At 35.5% G+C, this 19,332-nt stretch carries 17 protein-coding genes; all 17 read right to left on the minus strand.

Annotated elements, in window-relative coordinates:
* Positions 1 to 26: 26 nt before the first annotated feature.
* Entirely contained in the window at positions 27 to 398 is a 372-nt protein-coding gene (locus ACFVT8_RS10430) for a 2-oxoglutarate ferredoxin oxidoreductase subunit beta (RefSeq protein WP_387080122.1), read from the minus strand.
* A 161-nt stretch (positions 399 to 559) separates the two neighbouring features.
* Positions 560 to 1,996 (minus strand): sensor histidine kinase, encoded by a 1,437-nt coding sequence (locus ACFVT8_RS10435; protein WP_387080120.1) that lies wholly within the window; start codon positions 1,994 to 1,996, stop codon positions 560 to 562.
* Complete coding sequence (locus tag ACFVT8_RS10440) at positions 1,984 to 2,646, minus strand: response regulator transcription factor (protein ID WP_387080118.1); 663 nt, start codon at positions 2,644 to 2,646, stop codon at positions 1,984 to 1,986. The genes ACFVT8_RS10435 and ACFVT8_RS10440 overlap by 13 nt, the downstream gene beginning before the upstream one ends.
* A gap of 28 nt (positions 2,647 to 2,674) precedes the next feature.
* Entirely contained in the window at positions 2,675 to 3,430 is a 756-nt protein-coding gene (locus tag ACFVT8_RS10445) for a lantibiotic immunity ABC transporter MutG family permease subunit (RefSeq protein ID WP_387080116.1), read from the minus strand.
* Positions 3,431 to 3,433: 3 nt separating this feature from the next.
* Positions 3,434 to 4,162 (minus strand): lantibiotic immunity ABC transporter MutE/EpiE family permease subunit, encoded by a 729-nt coding sequence (locus ACFVT8_RS10450; RefSeq protein ID WP_387080114.1) that lies wholly within the window; start codon positions 4,160 to 4,162, stop codon positions 3,434 to 3,436.
* Position 4,163: 1 nt separating this feature from the next.
* Positions 4,164 to 4,871: a lantibiotic protection ABC transporter ATP-binding protein gene (locus ACFVT8_RS10455; RefSeq protein WP_387080113.1), complete on the minus strand. Its 708-nt coding sequence runs from the start codon at positions 4,869 to 4,871 to the stop codon at positions 4,164 to 4,166.
* A gap of 531 nt (positions 4,872 to 5,402) precedes the next feature.
* On the minus strand, positions 5,403 to 6,269 hold the full coding sequence (locus tag ACFVT8_RS10460; protein ID WP_387080111.1) for a 2-oxoacid:ferredoxin oxidoreductase subunit beta: 867 nt from the start codon (positions 6,267 to 6,269) through the stop codon (positions 5,403 to 5,405).
* Entirely contained in the window at positions 6,269 to 8,008 is a 1,740-nt protein-coding gene (locus tag ACFVT8_RS10465; RefSeq protein WP_387080109.1) for a 2-oxoacid:acceptor oxidoreductase subunit alpha, read from the minus strand. The genes ACFVT8_RS10460 and ACFVT8_RS10465 overlap by 1 nt, the downstream gene beginning before the upstream one ends.
* Positions 8,009 to 8,318: 310 nt before the next feature.
* Positions 8,319 to 8,585, minus strand: a complete 267-nt coding sequence (locus tag ACFVT8_RS10470; RefSeq protein WP_004224903.1) for a stage V sporulation protein S — start codon at positions 8,583 to 8,585, stop codon at positions 8,319 to 8,321.
* A gap of 511 nt (positions 8,586 to 9,096) precedes the next feature.
* A complete protein-coding gene (locus ACFVT8_RS10475) occupies positions 9,097 to 9,894 on the minus strand; it encodes a TIGR00282 family metallophosphoesterase (protein WP_387080107.1) in 798 nt (265 codons plus the stop codon).
* A 157-nt stretch (positions 9,895 to 10,051) separates the two neighbouring features.
* Positions 10,052 to 11,590, minus strand: coding sequence for an oligosaccharide flippase family protein (locus ACFVT8_RS10480; RefSeq protein ID WP_387080105.1), 1,539 nt, complete (start codon positions 11,588 to 11,590; stop codon positions 10,052 to 10,054).
* 456 nt (positions 11,591 to 12,046) lie between these two features.
* Positions 12,047 to 12,970: a glycosyltransferase family protein gene (locus ACFVT8_RS10485; RefSeq protein ID WP_387080103.1), complete on the minus strand. Its 924-nt coding sequence runs from the start codon at positions 12,968 to 12,970 to the stop codon at positions 12,047 to 12,049.
* Between the two features lie 227 nt (positions 12,971 to 13,197).
* A complete protein-coding gene (locus ACFVT8_RS10490; RefSeq protein ID WP_387080101.1) occupies positions 13,198 to 14,361 on the minus strand; it encodes an O-antigen ligase family protein in 1,164 nt (387 codons plus the stop codon).
* Positions 14,362 to 14,432: 71 nt separating this feature from the next.
* Positions 14,433 to 15,146 (minus strand): CpsD/CapB family tyrosine-protein kinase, encoded by a 714-nt coding sequence (locus tag ACFVT8_RS10495; RefSeq protein WP_387080099.1) that lies wholly within the window; start codon positions 15,144 to 15,146, stop codon positions 14,433 to 14,435.
* A 23-nt stretch (positions 15,147 to 15,169) separates the two neighbouring features.
* A complete protein-coding gene (locus ACFVT8_RS10500; protein WP_387080097.1) occupies positions 15,170 to 15,850 on the minus strand; it encodes a YveK family protein in 681 nt (226 codons plus the stop codon).
* 458 nt (positions 15,851 to 16,308) lie between these two features.
* The gene (locus ACFVT8_RS10505; protein WP_387080095.1) at positions 16,309 to 17,094 is read right to left on the minus strand and encodes a tyrosine-protein phosphatase; all 786 of its coding nucleotides are present in this window, start codon (positions 17,092 to 17,094) and stop codon (positions 16,309 to 16,311) included.
* Positions 17,095 to 17,201: 107 nt separating this feature from the next.
* Positions 17,202 to 18,761: a ribonuclease Y gene (rny, locus tag ACFVT8_RS10510; RefSeq protein WP_387080093.1), complete on the minus strand. Its 1,560-nt coding sequence runs from the start codon at positions 18,759 to 18,761 to the stop codon at positions 17,202 to 17,204.
* Positions 18,762 to 19,332: the final 571 nt, after the last annotated feature.

The following is a 19,332-nucleotide window of genomic DNA, read 5'->3' on the forward strand; positions in this document are numbered from 1 at the left end:
AGACGTGCACACACTCTAGATTCATTTTATAAACCAAGAAAATCTGCATATGTATGGGGCTCGTTTTCCTTTAAAATTGTTAAAAATGTAAAGGCAAGCTGTACAACTGACCACCATCTCATATTGTAGGATATCTCAAAATGGGCAGGTTCTAATGTAAAAACATCCTGAAAAATATCAAGTGGATCAATTTTTTCATCTTTTAATATCGAGAGAAAACCTAAAAACAACGTATGGTCCTTGACCTCAATCACTTTTCCGTCAACAAGTGCATCAATATTTTCTGGTTGCTGAAAATTACATTGTGTCGCAACATACCTTTCTAACTCCTGGGCACGTTGTCTTTCTTCACGTTCTCTTTTCTTTGCAATAAAATCAATGACGTTATCCACGTGCATCGCCTCTTCTTTTTTTCTTTTATTGTAGCATTTTTTACAATACTATTGCCCGAACACACTCCCCATTTTTACCATTTATCAAAACAAAAAGAATGATATTAGCAAATTTGCCATAATCATTCTTTTCTCGAGATATTTTATAAGTATGTTAACCAACCTTTTTAAAGGCTCGTCATCATAGCGTGGGGTTGATTTCCGTTCTGGCTGGGCACTTCTTTGATTGGAATTGTGATTGGGATTGTAACGGTCACTTTTCCGCCACCAGCTGTTAAATCATTTCCAATTAGCAGTGTGCCACCATGACTCTGAACAATGGATTGGGCAATATAAAGTCCCATCCCATGGTGATTTCCTGCATTTCTGCTTGGATCTCCGCGATAAAATTGTTTGGTAGCCTCATTTAAATCTCTTGGAGAAAATCCACAGCCGCTATCAGTAACGGTAAATTGAATAAAATCAGTAGCACCTTGAACAGATAATGTCACCTTTTCATTTTCAGGTGTGTGCTCTACAGCATTTGCTATGACATTTAAAATTGCTCGATAGAACTGCTCTTCATCGATCAATATAAGTGCAGGAAGCATTTCCTTTTGGATAACTACTTGAAGCCTTTTTTCCAACGAAAGAGCTCTCATTTGATGTTCTACTTCTGTCATCAATACATCCGTTTTAACATTCGTTTTTTCACGAACGATATTTTTCTCCATTTTCGATAAATCAATAAGCTCTTTCGTGAATTTTTCTATTTCCATTGTATTTTTCAAAATATAATTATTATATTCTCTTTGTATATCATCTTGAACAGTATCCTGTAATAGCTCTGCATTCCCTCGAATAATTGTAAGTGGTGTTTTCAGATCATGAGCAAGAGCAGAAATTTGTTCTCTACGAGCTTGTTCTGATTCCCATTGTTGTTTTAAGGAGCTGTTTAAGGCCTCTCTCATTTGCTCAAGAGAAATGGAAATTTCATCTATTTCACGTATTCCTGAAGGGCTTATCGTAAAATCCAAATTTTGATTTTGTATTTTTTCAATCGCTTCCTGCAAGCCAAACATTTTTTTCTTAAGCTTTCTTCCAAAATGGATCGCAAGGACAGTAGCATAAGCTATAATCCCTATAATAAACACTAGAAATTCTAATAATTGCGGATTAGGCAAAGATTTCCTTAAAATTTCTGAACGATACTGGGGTACTAAATAGTATCGTAATATACAAATCTCATTTTCCCGCTCTATAAACGAGTAAAATTGGGAACCACTTTGCGTTTCCCCTTTTTTCATTACATCCCAAGCTTTAAAAGCGTCCTTTTCTGAAAGATTCCCTGCAAGGAATTGTCCATCTTTAGAAAAGACAGCGTAGTCAACAAGTTCAGGAATAATATCAGCGGTAATCGAACTACTAGACGCAATACGATCCTTTGATAATGAAATTTGACTTTCTGCATAATTTGCTGGCAAAACGATGTTGGCAGAAAAGGTAAATAAAAATATACTAAACAGTAGTCCTACTAATAAAATAGTGCCTAAACATAGCAAAAGGAGGTATCGAAGAAAAAAAGTATGTAGTCGTGTTCCTTTAGTAGGCTTTAGTGTCTCCATTTATATCCGATCCCCCAAACAGTGTCAATGGTGTCAACATTAAAGGCATGTAGCTTTGAACGAATATTTTTAATATGCTCAGTAATAGCAGTACTGTCACTTTTCCCATCAAACCCAAAAATAGTTTCATAAATCTTTTCTTTAGAAAACACTTGTCCTCGATTTCGAGCTAGATATTCGCATATTTCGTATTCGCTTTTTGTCAGCATTACCTTCTCTTCATTTACAAACAGCTCTTTACCTGATAGATTAAAATGAACATTATCTACAAAAAGAATGCTACGTCGTTCTCTTTTTTCACGTCTCAAATGCGCGTTCACTCTTGCTCGTAGCTCTCCAATGCCAAACGGCTTGATAATATAATCATCTGCGCCAAGACCTAGACCATACATTAGATCCTCCTCCAACGATTTAGCCGTTAAAAAAAGGATAGGACAATCTACCGCATGACGTATTTGACCGCATAAAGTAAATCCATCAATTTCGGGCATCATCACATCCAATAAAATTAAATCGAAGGCACCAAGATCCATTTTACTTACTTCTGTTGCTTCAGAGACTGCCGTTACTAAATGTTCGTCTTTTAGTAATGCATTTTTTATCAATACTAAAATATCTTTTTCATCATCTACTGCTAGTATTTTTGCCATATTTCTACCCTCATCATTTTTTCATATCCTAATTATCAGACTTTCTTCCTTCCCATTTCCAAAACCATAAACATGATAGGACTAATGCGAGCAATGTCCCGCAAACTGAAGCAATAATACCTTCCTGTAGTCCTGTTTCCACCGTTGATAGATCAAGCCCTGACGCCTTCATTGCCCATAATGAAACAAAGTGACCACCCCAACCATAAGGTATGTATGACCAAATACCATCACCTAGTCCAGTGAGTAATAAGGCTACTATTAGTGATCCCACAATACCTAAACCAATTGAGGCACCTTTACCAAAATGAAGACTAACAAAAAAATGTAAAATATATAAAAATGCAAAGCTTACAAATAGAATACATCCAGCTATAAAATAAAATTGATAACCAAAAGTATCTTCATGCAAAAGTTCAATAAAACCTACACTAAAAATACCGAAGGTCAGTAATATTGCTCCAAAACTAAATAACAATAACAGTAGCAACTTACTTAAATAGGCCACTATTTTTGTTTTAGTAGCTGTTAGCATCCCCTGAAATTGCCCTGCATTTGCTTCTTGCTCCGCTGCCATTGCACAAACTAATCCAATAATAATTGGAAACCCGCATGAAAGAGCCTGAAAATAACCGGATATTTTCCAATCAAAATTCCATGGTGAATAAGAATAGTATGCTAAAAACAGGCCGGAAATAATAATCGGTACAAGGAAATGAGTTAGTAAAAATGGCGTTCTTTTTACTTTAAGAAACTCAGCTCTCAGTAATCTTAACATTACCATATACTATTTCGCCTCCCTTTTCTCAAACCAACGTGCAGTACAGAAGCTAATTAATGCAAACCATGCTAAAGCAATTAATATACCTGGAACTATAACCGACATGCTTAATAACGGGCTACCCTCAGGCACTGGCAGACCATTTGGTAAAATCTCCAATGTTGGACATATTAGTCTTGCTGTAATGGCGTAAGGAACACTATACCAAAAATCCCCATTCGCAAATGCAATCATACCAGCAATATTGCCAACTAAATTTATTAAAATAGCCATATAAGTCCCTAATTTTGCCGCAAGGAATAAACAAAGTGGAATTTGCCATAAAAAAGTTACGAAAATTAACAAACTACCTGTAAGACTATTTACGAATGAAAAGCTATTGCCAAAAAGTATTCCACCAGCAGTAATTCCTGCCAAAAAAATAAATGTAATTAATAACAACCAGGCACTACACGCAAGTATTTTGCCAAACCAAATCTTCTTCAGATCAATCGGCATTGCGAGAATACTATGATATTTCAATTTAGCATCTTTTTCCACCACTATTGCACAACATATTGTCAGAGCACCTGGTAAGAGCATTGTATACCACCAATTATAAGCACCCTTTTGAAAAAAACTTCCTCCCATTAATAATGCAGTTAGTACCATCGCCACTATGGGTGCTAGCCAAACTAATTTAACAATAAAAGTCTTTTTCCATTTTAATCTTTCAGCATTCATAATTGAAATCATATTACATGCCTACCTTTCTATGAGCAGACACTACTTGCATAAATAATGATTCTAATTCCTGACCTTGTGGGGCCACTCCCTGATAGCCTAATTTTCCTCCCGCAATGATGCCAATTTCATCAACAACCTGCTCTACCTCTGATAGTATGTGGCTAGATAAAATGACTGTAATCCCTTGCTCTGGAAAAGATCGAATCAGTTTTCGAAGCTCTTGAATACCGATTGGATCGAGACCATTTGTTGGCTCATCAAGAATTAAAAGCTTTGGATAGTTTAATAGCGCAATAGCTATTCCTAAGCGTTGTTTCATCCCTAACGAAAATTGTCCTGCTCGTTTTTTTCCTGTATTGGTCAAGTCTACGATTCTTAATACTTCATCAATACGTGACTGTGGCAATCCGAGGGCAATCGTTCGAACCTTGAGATTTTCTCTTGCCGTTAAATTTTCATAAAGCGGTGGTGTTTCAATTAATATACCAATGTCTTTTAAATCATTACGATTCCATTCACGTCCATTAAAAAGTATCTTTCCTGCATTCGGACGCAGCATACCCGTAATCATTTTTAACGTTGTCGATTTCCCTGCACCATTTGGTCCGAGCAAACCATAAACAGTATTTCGTGGTATCGTCAACGACAGATCCTCTACAATTTTTTGCCCTTTAAAACTTTTACTAAGATTTTCTGTTTGTAAAATAATTTCTTCCATAGTTAGTCATCACCCTTTCGATGACTATAGTGTAGAAAATGATTATAAGGAATTTATAAGGATAGCGAAAATTTTTTGTGGAACATCAATGATAGAGTTTAGCTTCGGCAAAGCGAGAGGTTGATTTCCGTTCCGACTGAGCGCTTTGTTGTTGCTGTCGCTACGCTTTCGCACAGATAAAACTATTGTAGCTGTCGCTTTGCTTTCGCTACAGAAAACATTTGCCGCTGACGCTTCGCTTTCGCGCAGAGCAGAGCTTCCTGGGGGCGTCCGATGAGACGCTAATCCCCAAGGAGTCACTCAGTCTCCACTCCAATCAACCACTTCACATAACATGTATCTACTCATTTATAATGATAAAACTCAAATTTCAGCACTACGCTTCTTATGTGCGAAAGCGTAGTGCTAACGTAGTGACTGCAAGAAAAATGTTTTAACATCTTAATTTCATTAACATAACAGTCTATCAAAAACATAAAAAGCATTTGGAGGAATTCCAAATGCTTTTTATCATGCTATATAAAATTTGATTTACATAAATTCTTTCACTAATTCATTAAAATCATTTTCGCTCATTTTAATATCAATATCCGTTAATGGTAGCTCTGAATAGCCTGGTACTTTTTCTTGATATGAAGCCGTTTCAGTATCTTGATAAATAATACCTGTTACTAAACCTTCATGCTCCATCACTGTACGCATTGCCATACCACGGTCAGAATTGTCATAGCCCTCAATATCAGCAAGCTTCGTTAAGTTTTCTTTAAACCAATCGTACGTGTTCACTTTGTTATACGTAACACAAGGTGAGAATACGTTGATGAATGAGAAGCCTTTATGATTAATACCTGCTTCAATTAAAGCTGTTAACTCTTTAATATCTGTTGAGAAACCTTGTGCGACAAATGTAGCTCCGCTTGTTAAAGCTACTTCTAATGGTTTTAATGAAGGCTCTATTGCACCACCTGGCGTAGATTTTGTAATAAATCCTGCAGCAGAACGTGGAGATGTTTGCCCCTTTGTTAAACCATAAATTTGGTTATCCATAACAACGTATGTGATGTCAATATTGCGACGGATGGAATGGATTGTATGACCCATACCAATCGCAAAGCCATCTCCGTCACCGCCAGAAGCAATAACGTTTAAATCACGGTTAGCCATTTTCAAACCTTGTGCAATTGGTAATGCACGGCCATGAATACCATGGAAACCGTAAGAATTAATGTAACCTGAAATACGACCAGAACAGCCGATCCCAGAGATAACTGCTAGTTCGTTCGGTTCAATACCAACATTAGCCGCGGCGCGCTGAATCGCTGCTTGTACAGAGAAGTCACCACAGCCTGGGCACCAGTTTGGTTTCACTGTATTACGAAAATCCTTAAATGTTGCCATTAGCGAGTCAACTCCTTCACACGATTTTCTAATTCACCTGGCAAGAATGGTGTACCATTATATTTTGTGATTGTCTCGATTTTATTGTGACCACCAATATTCATCTTCATAATATTTGCTAATTGACCTGTGTAGTTATTTTCTACAACGATTACTTTTTTCGCTTTTGCTACAAGTGGTGCCACTTCAGCAGATGGGAATGGATGAATTAAACGAATATGTGCATGATTCACCTTCATACCTTGAGCATTTAATCGTTCTTGTACTTCTTCAATAGCTCCACGTGTTGAGTTAAAGCCGACTAATAAAATATCCGCTTCTTCGTGAGGCGTATTTAAAAATACTGGATTATCAAATTTCAATGCCGCTAGTTTACGGAAACGTTTATCCATTTGTACTTGACGGTTACCAGTTGCTTCAGATGGCTTACCTGTTTCATCGTGCTCAACCCCTGTTACATGGTGAATACCATTCAACGTACCAGGTAACACACGTGGTGAAATTCCATCTTCTGTATCTTCATAACGTTTGAAGTATGCTTTATCAGCCGCTTCTTCAATGTCGCCTGTAACAATTTTACCGCGACGAATTTCAATTTTTTTGTAATCGAATGGCTCTACAGATTGTTTCCCTAGAGATAATTGCAAGTCAGTCATTAAAATAACTGGTAATTGTAATTCTTCCGCAATGTTAAACGCTTGGATTGTGTCAAAGAATGCTTCTTCCATTGTAGAAGGTGCAATCACTACTTTTGGAATTTCACCATGCGTACCATATAACATCGCCATTAAATCTGATTGCTCTTGTTTTGTTGGTAACCCTGTTGATGGACCACCACGTTGTGTGTCAACAACTACTAGTGGCTGCTCTGTCATACCTGAAAGACCAATTGCTTCCATCATTAATGAAAGACCAGGACCAGCTGAAGCTGTAAAGGCACGAACACCACCAAAGTTTGCCCCAATTGCCATTGTCGCTGCAGCAATTTCGTCTTCTGTTTGAATAACCGTACCACCGAAATTCGGTAATTTTTTAATAAGGTATTCCATAATCTCAGAAGCTGGTGTAATTGGGTAAGCTGCCATTAAGCGTGTCCCAGCTGCAAGTGCACCAAGTGCTATTGCATCGTTCCCAATCATGAACATACGGCGTTTACCATCTGCTGGCGCTAAAGCCCATTCACCTACACGATCGCCTAAAAGCTCATTCATTAATTCATGGCCGCGTGTAATTGCTTCCATGTTTTTCTGAACAACTTCTTCACCTTTTCTACCAAAAATATCATCTACAACATTTTGGAACACTTCGTCTTCTAGGTTTAACAAAGAAGCTGTTGCCCCGATTGCCACCATATTTTTCATCAACGAAGTACCCAGCTCTGCAGCTACCTCTGTAAAAGGTACCGCAAATAATGGCGCTTTTGAATCTTCTGGCTTCACTGGATCAAATTTTGCATCCGCTAAAATAATTCCATTTTCTGTTAACTCTTTATAATTGACGTCGATTGTTTCTTGGTCGAACGCTACTAAAATATCTAAATCATCCGCAATTGAACGTACTTCTGTTGGACGAACTGTAATTTTATTATTCGTATGGCCACCTTTAATTCGAGAAGAGAAATGACGATAACCGTATAGGAAGTAACCTAAACGATTCATTGCCATTGAGAAAATTTCCCCTGTACTTTCAATCCCTTCACCCTGTTGCCCACCGACTTTCCATGAAAGCTGATGTAACATGTCAACAACTCCTTAGATCCAATGTATATACTATTATTTTTCCTTCATAAGTTTAACACGAAGAAACAGTCTACACTATTGTTATTCCTCGATTTAAACGAAAATCAGACCTTTGACTGAAAATCCTGTTCAAAAAGTTGTAATTTTCAAATCAATTAAGTTTAAAAAATTAACTTGCTGATTTCAAGTGACATTTAACATGTTAGTATGTAGAGCATGAAGGATTTTCTTCCTCAATCCTTATTGTCTATATAAACGAAAAAAATGCCTTGCAACTTATTATGTGCAAGGCATTTTACTTCATTACTTTTTATCGAATACGTTTTTCCACAAGAAGCTTTAAGGCTGTACGTTCCTCACCAGCAATTAAAATATCGGCAAACGCCGGTGCGCAAATTAAATCTGTGCCACTTGGCGCTACAAATCCGCGTGCAATGGCCACTGCTTTCACGGCTTGGTTAAGTGCACCTGCCCCAACTGCCTGCATTTCTGCTTGCCCTTTTTCTCTGATTACCGCGACTAATGCACCTGCAACTGAATTTGGATTAGAGCGTGATGATACTTTTAATGAATCCACAATTATTCCTCCCCGTTTCGCGAATAGTATTTACGCTCAACAACTCATGTCCCCCTTGTTTGGACCTCAAGTTATTGTCGATAGGTCATTTTATGCTCGGTAAGAAGAAAATAGACTATTTTCATTTCTTATATATTGAAACAATCTAAAAAGACTGGAAATTTACGTTAGAAAATCTATATCAATGAAGTAAAGCATAGCTATTCTGCAAAGCGGGGGATTGATTTCCGTTACGACTAAGAGCTTCATATAGCAAGTCACTCTAATATAAAGTGAACGAAACTTCAGTAATTTTTTTTGTGCGAAAGCTAAGAGGCAGCAACAATGTTATTTTTCTGTGAAGTGGCATCATTAGCGGAGGAAGCGGCTTGATGCTTGATCAGGAAAGTAAATAGACTGGAACTGAATTCATTCTTATTTTAAGTGCCACAACATTCTCAAAGATTCCCTTAATCATTTTTTTTAACAAAAAAACTATTGTGCATTTTTTAATACACAATAGTTTCTCTTCTTATGCTTGGAATGGATAATCTTCGTTTATATAAATTCGCTCGCAATGTAGAGCTTTTCCTGTTTTATCATCAATCTCAACAAAGAAACCACTTAACACATCGCGTCCTTTTTTAGGCACTTCAAAACGAGATGGCATGTTTGTTTGGAATTTATAAATAACACTTTCCTTTGTCATCCCTAAAATTTCATCATAGGGACCTGTCATGCCAACATCTGTAATATACGCCGTTCCATTCGGATAAATGCGTGCATCTGCTGTTTGCACATGAGTATGTGTCCCAACGACTGCTGATGCCTTCCCATCTAAATGCCAGCCAAGTGCAATTTTCTCGCTTGTTGCCTCTGCGTGGAAATCAACGAACACAAGCGGTGACGTTTTACGAGCTTCTTCGACTAATTCCTCTGCCATCGCAAAAGGGTCCTCATGAGGCGGTAAAAAGACACGTCCATGTAAATTAATGACCGATAATGTGACACCATTTTTCGAAATTTGCACCATTCCCTTACCTGGAGCCTCACTCGAAAAGTTCGCTGGACGGATTAAATAATCTGCATCGTCAATAAAATCAAAGATATCTTTATTATCCCAAGTGTGATTACCCATCGTAATAACATCCACACCCATTTGCAATAAATCATTATAAATATTTCGTGTAATTCCACGCCCTGCTGCTGCGTTTTCACCATTGGCAATAACAACGTCTGTGTTATATTTTCTCTTTAATCGTGGCAAATATTTCTCCACTGCGTCACGACCAATTGACCCAACGATATCACCAATAAATAGTACTTTCATTTTCAAAACCACTCTTTCTATAATTAGCACCTTTTAGTTTACCATCTATAACTGGTGATCCGCAATTGACCATGCAGCACAAATAAATATTTCCACTAACTACCTCGAATATTTTAAAGTAAGTCATTGAAGCTTCGTTTAAGAGACTAATTTATACTTATTCCTGTCCCACTTTTCTTGTTATTAAGTTCGTAAATTTATTTTTTGCTAAATGTATGAGCGTTTTTCTTTGTTGCGCATTTACCACTAACACCATGAGAGCTAGGAAAATAAGAATGCCATATAAAATGATATAGCTCATGAGAGAAACCCATGTAATAGTCGGATTAAATATAAATAATAGTAACTTCATGGTGATTGTTGAGAAAAAGAAAGCAACCATTAATTTTGATATATTCTGCCAAAATCCTTTAATATCTAATTTTAATTTTTTGTGATAATACACATTCATAATTACAATATTACCAACTAACAATGATAATGCTGTTATACTTGCTGTTCCCAGTAAACCAAAATATTTAATAGCTGGAATCGATAACACAAGATTTAACAAGGCAATACAGAATAATAGAATTGTTCTAAATTTAACTAAGTTTTTTGCTTTTAATACACTCAATCCTAAATTCTGAGTAAGATCCACTGTGAAAGGGATCATAATGATCAATACAATATAATAAACTTGTTGAAACTCTTTTCCGACCCATAACATAATAAAGTCTTTTCCAAAAAGTATGAATCCCCCAAAAACATAACCAATTATTAAAAACTGAATCGACCCTACTTTTTTAAATAGATGATTAATATGCTTTAGACCATCTTCTTGTGTAACTAATATAGATATTCTAGGCAAATAGAGGTTACTAATAGCTAGTGCCAATGACATAAATATCATGACAATCTGAATGGCAATCGCATAAGTAGCACCATCTACAGTACCTTTTAAAATACCTAAAAGTAGTTGATCAGTTTGCCAATAGATTTTATCTACAATTACAGTGACAGAAATAAAAAATGCATAAAGGCAAATCTCTTTCAGCAAGCTCTTATTACTATTTGTAAATGTAAATTTTACATTTAGAATTTTTATACAAATCAATGCATCTACTAGGATAAATAAAGCATTATAAACTGCAACAATACCAATCATCGTAACAGAATCGGCACCTTGTAAAAGGAAAATCAGCATCGTAATTGGCTGAATGATCACCTGTATTAAAGATACTATTTTAATAAAGATAAACCGTTCATACGCTTGTAAGATTGAATAAAAAACGCATAATGGAAATTGCACTGCTAAACTAATGGTCATAAAAATAACCATCATTTTTACTTTCTCAATTTGATGATTTGATAAGCTACTTCCAAAAATATTGTCGACTTGCGAATACAAAATTATTCCAATTGCAATTGCAATCAAACCAATTAAGATATATAGTTTCAGAAAAAATCCATTTAATTCCGCTTCACTGTTTTTGTCACCAAGAGCACGATTTCTCGATATGTAACGAACAATCGCATTACCAAATCCTAAATCTAAAATCGAAAAATAGCCAATAATCACCATCATTATGGCATATAAACCATACTCTTCTTGCCCTAGCATGCGAATCATAAATGGTGTAAACGCTATAGAAACAACAAAAGTACAAAAGATAGTTACATAGGAAAAAATTGCAGCAGTTTTGATTTCATTCATTTTCCCCAGTCCCTTCCTTTGAGCTCTCCATATTGATAATTAGCCACTCATTATTATATTAATTCAATCTATTTTTAATTCTTTAGTAACTTAAAAATAGCACTCTCAATTGACTATTAAAATTTATCCATGCTTAAAATAACCTTAGCTTCTGCTAAAATTTATTTTGGGATAACGATTGACATGAGCGTTATTTTCGGGATAACTTTTGATTGATTAGAAGTAGGTATTCCTGTACTAGAAGAATACAGATGTATGTAGGATAAGGTGGTTTTTGCTTAGGAGTTATATAATAATCAATATAATAAACATATGTAAATCATAAAATTCATCAATAATAAATCATTTTATTTCTTTTCAAGTTGAAAAAAATTTTAGCCTCCATATTCTTATTCATTCTTTGCTAATCAAATCTCTCGCTGAAAAAACAACATTATCTTTGCATCTTGATTTAGCCTATCGAGAGGGTTCATGGCGCACAACTTGATTCAAAAAACCTAATAGATTAATATTATTAAATAGTTGATGCCACTCTAGATCCTGCAAATCTGGCGTCATAAATGGAAAGTTGTCTAGTTCGTTCTGTGTAAAATTAGCTAGATCCGCATTCAATTTAAGAAAACGGCCTTCTCTGTAGTTTTCAAATTCACGTAACCAATGATAATCGCTTGTCACAACTTTTAAGCCGAGAGCACAGTATTCCAATAATTTTGTAGACGCTTGTACATTGAAAGGATATATATCTGGTATATAGTTAAATCCATATATAGCTTTTGACGCAATGCTAGGAATTTCAGTATAGGGCATCTCCCCAGTGAAAATGATATTGGAATGATTTTTATACTGGGCATATAATTCATCATTCGGCTTGCCTATTAATAGCATACTTTTATGTTTTAACGTTGTAGTAAAAGGTTGTAGAGCAAATTCCAACTTCCTTCCCTTCCCCATAGTGCCCACATAGACAAAATCAAATTCTTTCTTTGTGTTTTGTATGAAAAATTGCTTAGCAATACCCATATCCCTAATAATAGCAGGTATCTTATCTTTCGTTTTCAAATCACTTTCCACTTTTTCATTCAAAAATACTTTGCCATCTGGGATAATATTATAATGTCTTTTTAAATAATTTTTGAAAGAAGGAAAATACCCAGTAGATAATGAATTATATTCGTGAATCACTTTGACATCCTTAAAATTCCTCCTCATATCCATACCGGGAAATTTCCATAACACATCGAAGTCGTTACTTTTCATTTCTTTTAGTTCGTTATTCGTGATGATTTGGGCATCTATTCCTTCTTGCTCATTAAAATAAGCCTCATATGCATTGATCTCAGGTAAATAGGATTTTTCACTATGCACAAAACTAATTTTCAATGTGTACAACTCCTCTATGTTATTCAAAGGGTTTTCTTTTATATCAAACACGAAATGCGCTTTATAAGAAGAAGCTACTATTCTGCTTTATTGGCATTTGAAAAATCGAGCACTTACCTCATTACGTATAGAAATATAGTTTGATTCCTTAATTCCATTATTGAGTCGAAATTGCTTGATTATAGCCCGGAATAATTACGGAAACGGTATCCATTATTTCATCCTTTCTACCCTTTATCTTGAATGAGCAGACTATTGCACATACCTAAATATAAAGTGAATAATAAAGAAGTGGCACCTAGCCCTCCAACACTAATATTGATAGCACCCGAACAAATAAGTAAGAAAAAAGGAACTCGAATCATCGAACGATTTACTTTATACTTAATTCCCCTATAAAATGCGATAACCATTATGAAAATATATAACACCATACAAGGAATACCATATGACAGCATGTAGTCAAAATACGCACTATGTGTACTGCTATTATCGACACCATATTCTCTTAGTAGATATGGAATACTTTCTTGTCCATATCCCCAAAGTGGCTGTTTTTTTATTAAGTCTATGGCGATATCCCACAAATCTCCGCGAGAATTCAAACCTTGTTCTATTCTAAAGAAATCCGCTTCAATTAAAAAATATACACTAATACCTAATATCATAATGAAAAAAACAGTAAATACTATCGTTCCAATTTTCACTCTTCTTCTATAAAAGAAAGTAAGGAGCATTGTGAGACAAAGTGCTAAAAATGCTGTTCTAGAATTGGATAAAAAAAGTGCTGTAAAATTGAGTACACACAAAACTTTAAATAGAAACCCTTTTTTCTCAGCGGATAATATGACTGCTACACCTGCTATCGCCCCGAAATAATTAGGATCAAAATAAATCGAATTCACACGCCCATAATACGTATCATAAATAAAAAAGGAACCATTTATTTTTGTCATAATGCCGACAATGGAAAACAGGGAAATGAGATAAATAATGAAATAATCTACTTTTCCAATTACTGTATGTGTCAGCTTCGGTATGATTAAAAAAAACACAAACAGAGACAAACTCGTACTAAACAGTCTAAAAAGACCACCAAGAGAGATCAAACCGTTACTTAAAGATGAGAGGAAGCTTGAGAAAAATAAGAAGTAAATGAGTAAAATGACGACATTGTTATGGTTTATTACTTGAAAAAGTAACTGTTCAAATCGTTCTCTATCCATGACAAACTGATTCACAAGTAGTACCAATGCAACTAACAAAATACATATTAATATTAGGCTATAAATATTGCTATAAATTGTTTTTTCAAAGGATATCAAACTAAGAAACACGATAATTACTAATAAAAAGTATGAAATATTTTCTTTATTAACGAAATAATTCATATATTTCTCCTTACCTAATACGATTCGTATAGGAATAAAAACAATCAACACACCTGGTCACAAAATAATACTTATTTCTTATTATTGGAATATTGATAATAATAGTGATCACGAGTTAGGGCCATATTATTCATAATAACACCTAATACCTTTGCCCGAGCTGTAGTAAGTATTGTTTTTGCCTTCAACATATCATCTTTTAAGGCAACATCTATATCTACTACTAATAATGTACCGTCACACTTATGAGCTAAAATTTGGGCATCTGCAATGTGCAGTAAAGGAGGAGCGTCGAAAATAATAATGTCATAATCTCGATGGACTTCCTTCATAAAAACATCCATTGTTGTCGAATCCAGTAAATCAGTAGGATTCGGAGGTGTAGGACCACTAACGATGACATCAAGTCCTACAATAGATGATTTCTGTACGACTTCATGTAACTTTTCTTGTCTTGTTAAGACAGTAGATAAGCCTGACGTATTATACATTTCAAATGTATGGTGAATCGTTGGCTTTCTCATATCTGCATCAACAATGAGCACCCTTTTCCCTTCTTGTGCAAAAACAACAGCTAGATTGGCTGCACTAGTGGATTTTCCTTCTCCAGCCATTGAGGAGGTCACTAAAATCGTTTTTAAATCTTTATCTGGCAAAGCGAATTTAATATTTGTACGTATAGCTCTGAACTGTTCAGAGCTAATGGAACTTGCATCTAGCACTGTTACTAATTTTCTTGGCATTGTCGTAAATTTCTTCTTTTTCCTTTTTCTCAAAAGTACCAATACTAATCGCTCCTAGCTCTAAATTATTTAATTGGACTGATAAAACCAATGATCGGGAATTCTAAAATTTCTTCCACTTCATGTTCAGATTTAATTTTCTTATTGAAAACTTCTAATAGAAAGGCAATTGCCATACCTACTAAAAAACCGAATACTCCCCCAATAACCAAATTCAGTAGTTTATTTGGTTTAATAGGAACAGGATGTTCACTAATCTTTGCCGAAGATAAGATCGTAATATTATCTACACTCATTAATACTGGAATCTCCCGTTTAAACACTTCAGCTAAAGTATTCGCAATTTCTACCGCCCGTTTAGAATCAGAATCCTCTACTTTAACAGAAACGACTTGAGAGTTATTTGCATTCGTCACCGAAATTTGATCCATTAACTGCTCTGGTGTTCTATTCAAATCAAGCCTTTCAATCACTTTCGTTAAAATAACAGGGCTTTTAATAATGATGCTATACGTATTGATTAATTGTAAATCAACCTCTAATTTCTGAGCCTCAAATTGCGTTGGCTGCCGAGTGTCTAGCTTTTGATTAACCAAAATTTGAGTTTCTGACTGATAAACTGGCGTGAGCACAAAGTAATTCATAGTAGCCGCAATCCCTACCAAAAGAGCAGTAAGACTCATTATAAGAATGAAACGTTTTTTCAATATCTTAATGAAATCAAATAAATTTATTGTTTTCTCCATACACTACCCCTTCAATCCTAAATGTCTAAACCATCATTTAGTCATTTTTAGATAATCACCATTTAATACATATATGAATACTATTTTCTTGTTATTCATTGAACATGAATAATGTAATTATTTAAACGTTGTCATATTTTATGCAGGGAAATAAAATACACTCAAAATCAAAAAGCTGCGCTAGTCGTATAACACGCACGGCTAACGCAGCTACAATTAGGACAGTAATGTTATACTATATTAAGGGTAACTGGTATTTTTATCTCAAAGTATTAATACCATCAATTTCAATTTGTACTTAATAAGCTACTCTCAAAATAACGTGAATTATTTTATAAATTACTTTGTTTAGTAGTCAGTATATTGCTTAATTTTCTAAGTTATTCATGCATATATCAATAAATCAGAACACTAGAGTGGATAAAATGTCTCCCCAATTCTCTACCATAATTCCTTTTTCAAAAAATACCTCGTCTTTTTATTTCAACAGGCTCATACAAAATTAAAGGTTGATTACTAATGATTCTTTTATTATTTTCCAATAAAATATCAACTGTATCTAATTCTTTTTTCTTTTCTAAATATCGAAGTCCTTTCTCAAAATGAAAGGGTCTGGTTGTCAAATTGTGAACATCAGAGCCATATGTATGTACATAATTTGATCGAACAAGCTCTAATGAAAACTTTTGAATTTTTTTTCCGAAATGTCCACTAAGACTTCCAGCTGTAATTTGAGCAAATGCACCATTACGGATAAGGATCTCTAACCGACTCGGATTCTCAGCAATAGCACGATTCCGTTCTGGATGGGCAATAATTGGTGTATAACCAGCTATTAATAATTTTGTCATCAAGTCATTTGTATAGCTAGGAATTATATTTGACGGTAATTCAATCAGCACATACTTTGAGTTTGCCAGCACATGTAGCTGATTATTAGTAAACAGGTTGTCAATATGATTGTTTATTCGAACTTCTTGTCCAGTATGTAATGTTAACGGTATATCGTGATGTTCGATTAATTCACGTAAGTTGTCTAGTTGTTTTACTACAGTTGCATAGTCTACATGAAACTGCGGTTTAAGGGCATGAGAAGTCGATATTATTTCCGTAATTCCCTCTTTTACAGCCTGCTTTAACATTTGTAATGATTCTTCTTCCGTTCTCGGCCCATCATCTACGCAATATAAAATATGTGTGTGCATATCAATCATTACTATCACAACTTTCTCTAAAATTATCATTAACGCCCTTTCTTTTCTTTATGATAGAAAACTTTCAATCATGACAATTCCACCTATAAAAAAGACTTCTCTAGATTTTCATCTAGAGAAGCCTCTAACATTTAACATTATTTCGCGTATTCCACGGCACGTGTTTCACGAATAACCGTTACTTTAATATGGCCTGGATAATCAAGTTCTTCTTCAATTCGCTTACGGATATCTCTCGCTAAGCGATGTGAAGCCAAATCATCAATTTTTTCAGGTTGTACAATAATACGAATTTCACGACCAGCTTGAATCGCAAAGGATTTTTCTACACCATCATAGCTTTCAGAAATTTCCTCTAACTTTTCAAGTCTACGGATATAGTTTTCAAGCGTCTCACTTCGAGCACCTGGACGAGCTGCTGATAACGCATCAGCTGCAGCTACTAATACGGCAATAACAGATGTTGCTTCTGTATCGCCATGGTGAGAAGCAATACTGTTGATAACGACTGGATGTTCTTTGTATTTTGTTGCTAATTCCACACCGATTTCAACGTGGCTACCTTCAACTTCATGGTCGATAGCCTTACCAATGTCATGTAATAAACCTGCACGACGAGCTAATGCTACATCTTCACCGAGTTCAGCAGCGAGCAAGCCTGCTAAATATGCGACCTCAACTGAATGTTTTAGGACGTTTTGTCCATAGCTTGTACGATATTTCATGCGGCCTAATATCTTCATTAAATCTGGATGTAAGTTATGAATGCCAATTTCAAATGTTGTTTGCTCACCGGTTTCGCGGATTTGTTCATCCACCTCACGACGAGATTTTTCCACCATTTCCTCAATTCGAGCAGGGTGAATGCGGCCATCCTGTACAAGTTTTTCAAGTGCAAGTCGAGCCGTTTCACGACGAATTGGATCAAAGCCTGATAAAATAACCGCCTCTGGTGTATCATCAATAATTAAATCTATACCTGTTAGCGTTTCCAAAGTTCGGATATTACGACCTTCACGACCAATAATACGGCCTTTCATTTCATCATTTGGCAAGTTCACGACAGATACTGTTGTTTCAGCAACATGATCTGCTGCAAAACGCTGTAGTGCCAGTGATAAAATTTCACGTGCTTTTTTATCTGATTCTTCCTTCGCACGTGTTTCAGATTCCTTCGTCATCACAGCAATATCAGTTGTTAGTTCTTTTTCTACTTCTCCTAAGATAATAGCTTTTGCTTCATCTCTTGTTAAAGCAGAAATTCGCTCTAGCTCTGTTTTTTGCGTTGCAACTAGCTCGCCCACTTTGCTTTCCATCTGTTCAATATGCTGTTGTTTTTCGCTAAGAGCTTGTTCTTTACGCTCTAAGCCTGCTTCTCTCTTATTTAGAGCATCATCTTTGCGATCAAGATTCTCTTCTCTTTGCAATAAACGGTTCTCTTGTTTCTGAAGTTCAGAACGACGTTCACGAATGTCATTTTCTGCTTCAGTACGAAATTTGTGAGTTTCATCTTTGGCTTCAAGTAGTGCTTCTTTCTTCAATGCCTCCGCTTCTCGTTTTCCTTCTTCAACGATTGTTTCAGCGACATGTTTAGCACCAGTGATTTTTGAGTCATTCACTTTTTTCATGTAGATATAGCTAACAGCGGCACCAACGATGAGTCCAAGCAAAGCGGAGATGATAGTAATTCCATCCATATGAACACCTCCTCTTGCTATTTGGGTATTACAGTTTCAGTAGGCACATACATCAATTTCGCCTTGGCATAAGTATTGCGTCCCGGATTTCGAATTGCGTTCAGGTCTGCATGAGGACCGATACGATGTCGGTCATGCGGTAAAGTCACCGGATGTGGCGTTTTTACCGTTGCAGATTAGTTAGCCATTTCGCAAGATATGAAGATTTTAGGCCAACATTCTTAATTAAGTTCTTTCAATATCCATGACATCTGCCAGGGCCCAATCTTCATTGAATAGGTCTTTAATGGGCTCTACTAAATGAAGACAGAATGTACTGCCTATTTAAAGTCATAATTCAGAAATTATACATATTTAATTGTATAGCTAGCCTCAAGCTCTGTCAAGGATAGTCGGGCACATGTTCGCCCCTCCAAGAAAAAAAGTCAGTCATATCCATTAAGAGAAGTAATTACCTAATACTTTTACACTAACACTTATTTTAACTAGTAAAATTTCATGCGTAGAAGCAGTACTTAGGAAGTGTTTTTTAGAACTAGTTACTTTTTATCGGGACATCTGCCTTCGCTAT

Origin of the sequence: Lysinibacillus sp. NPDC058147, from assembly GCF_042884205.1 — a bacterium.
Lineage (GTDB): Bacteria > Bacillota > Bacilli > Bacillales_A > Planococcaceae > Lysinibacillus.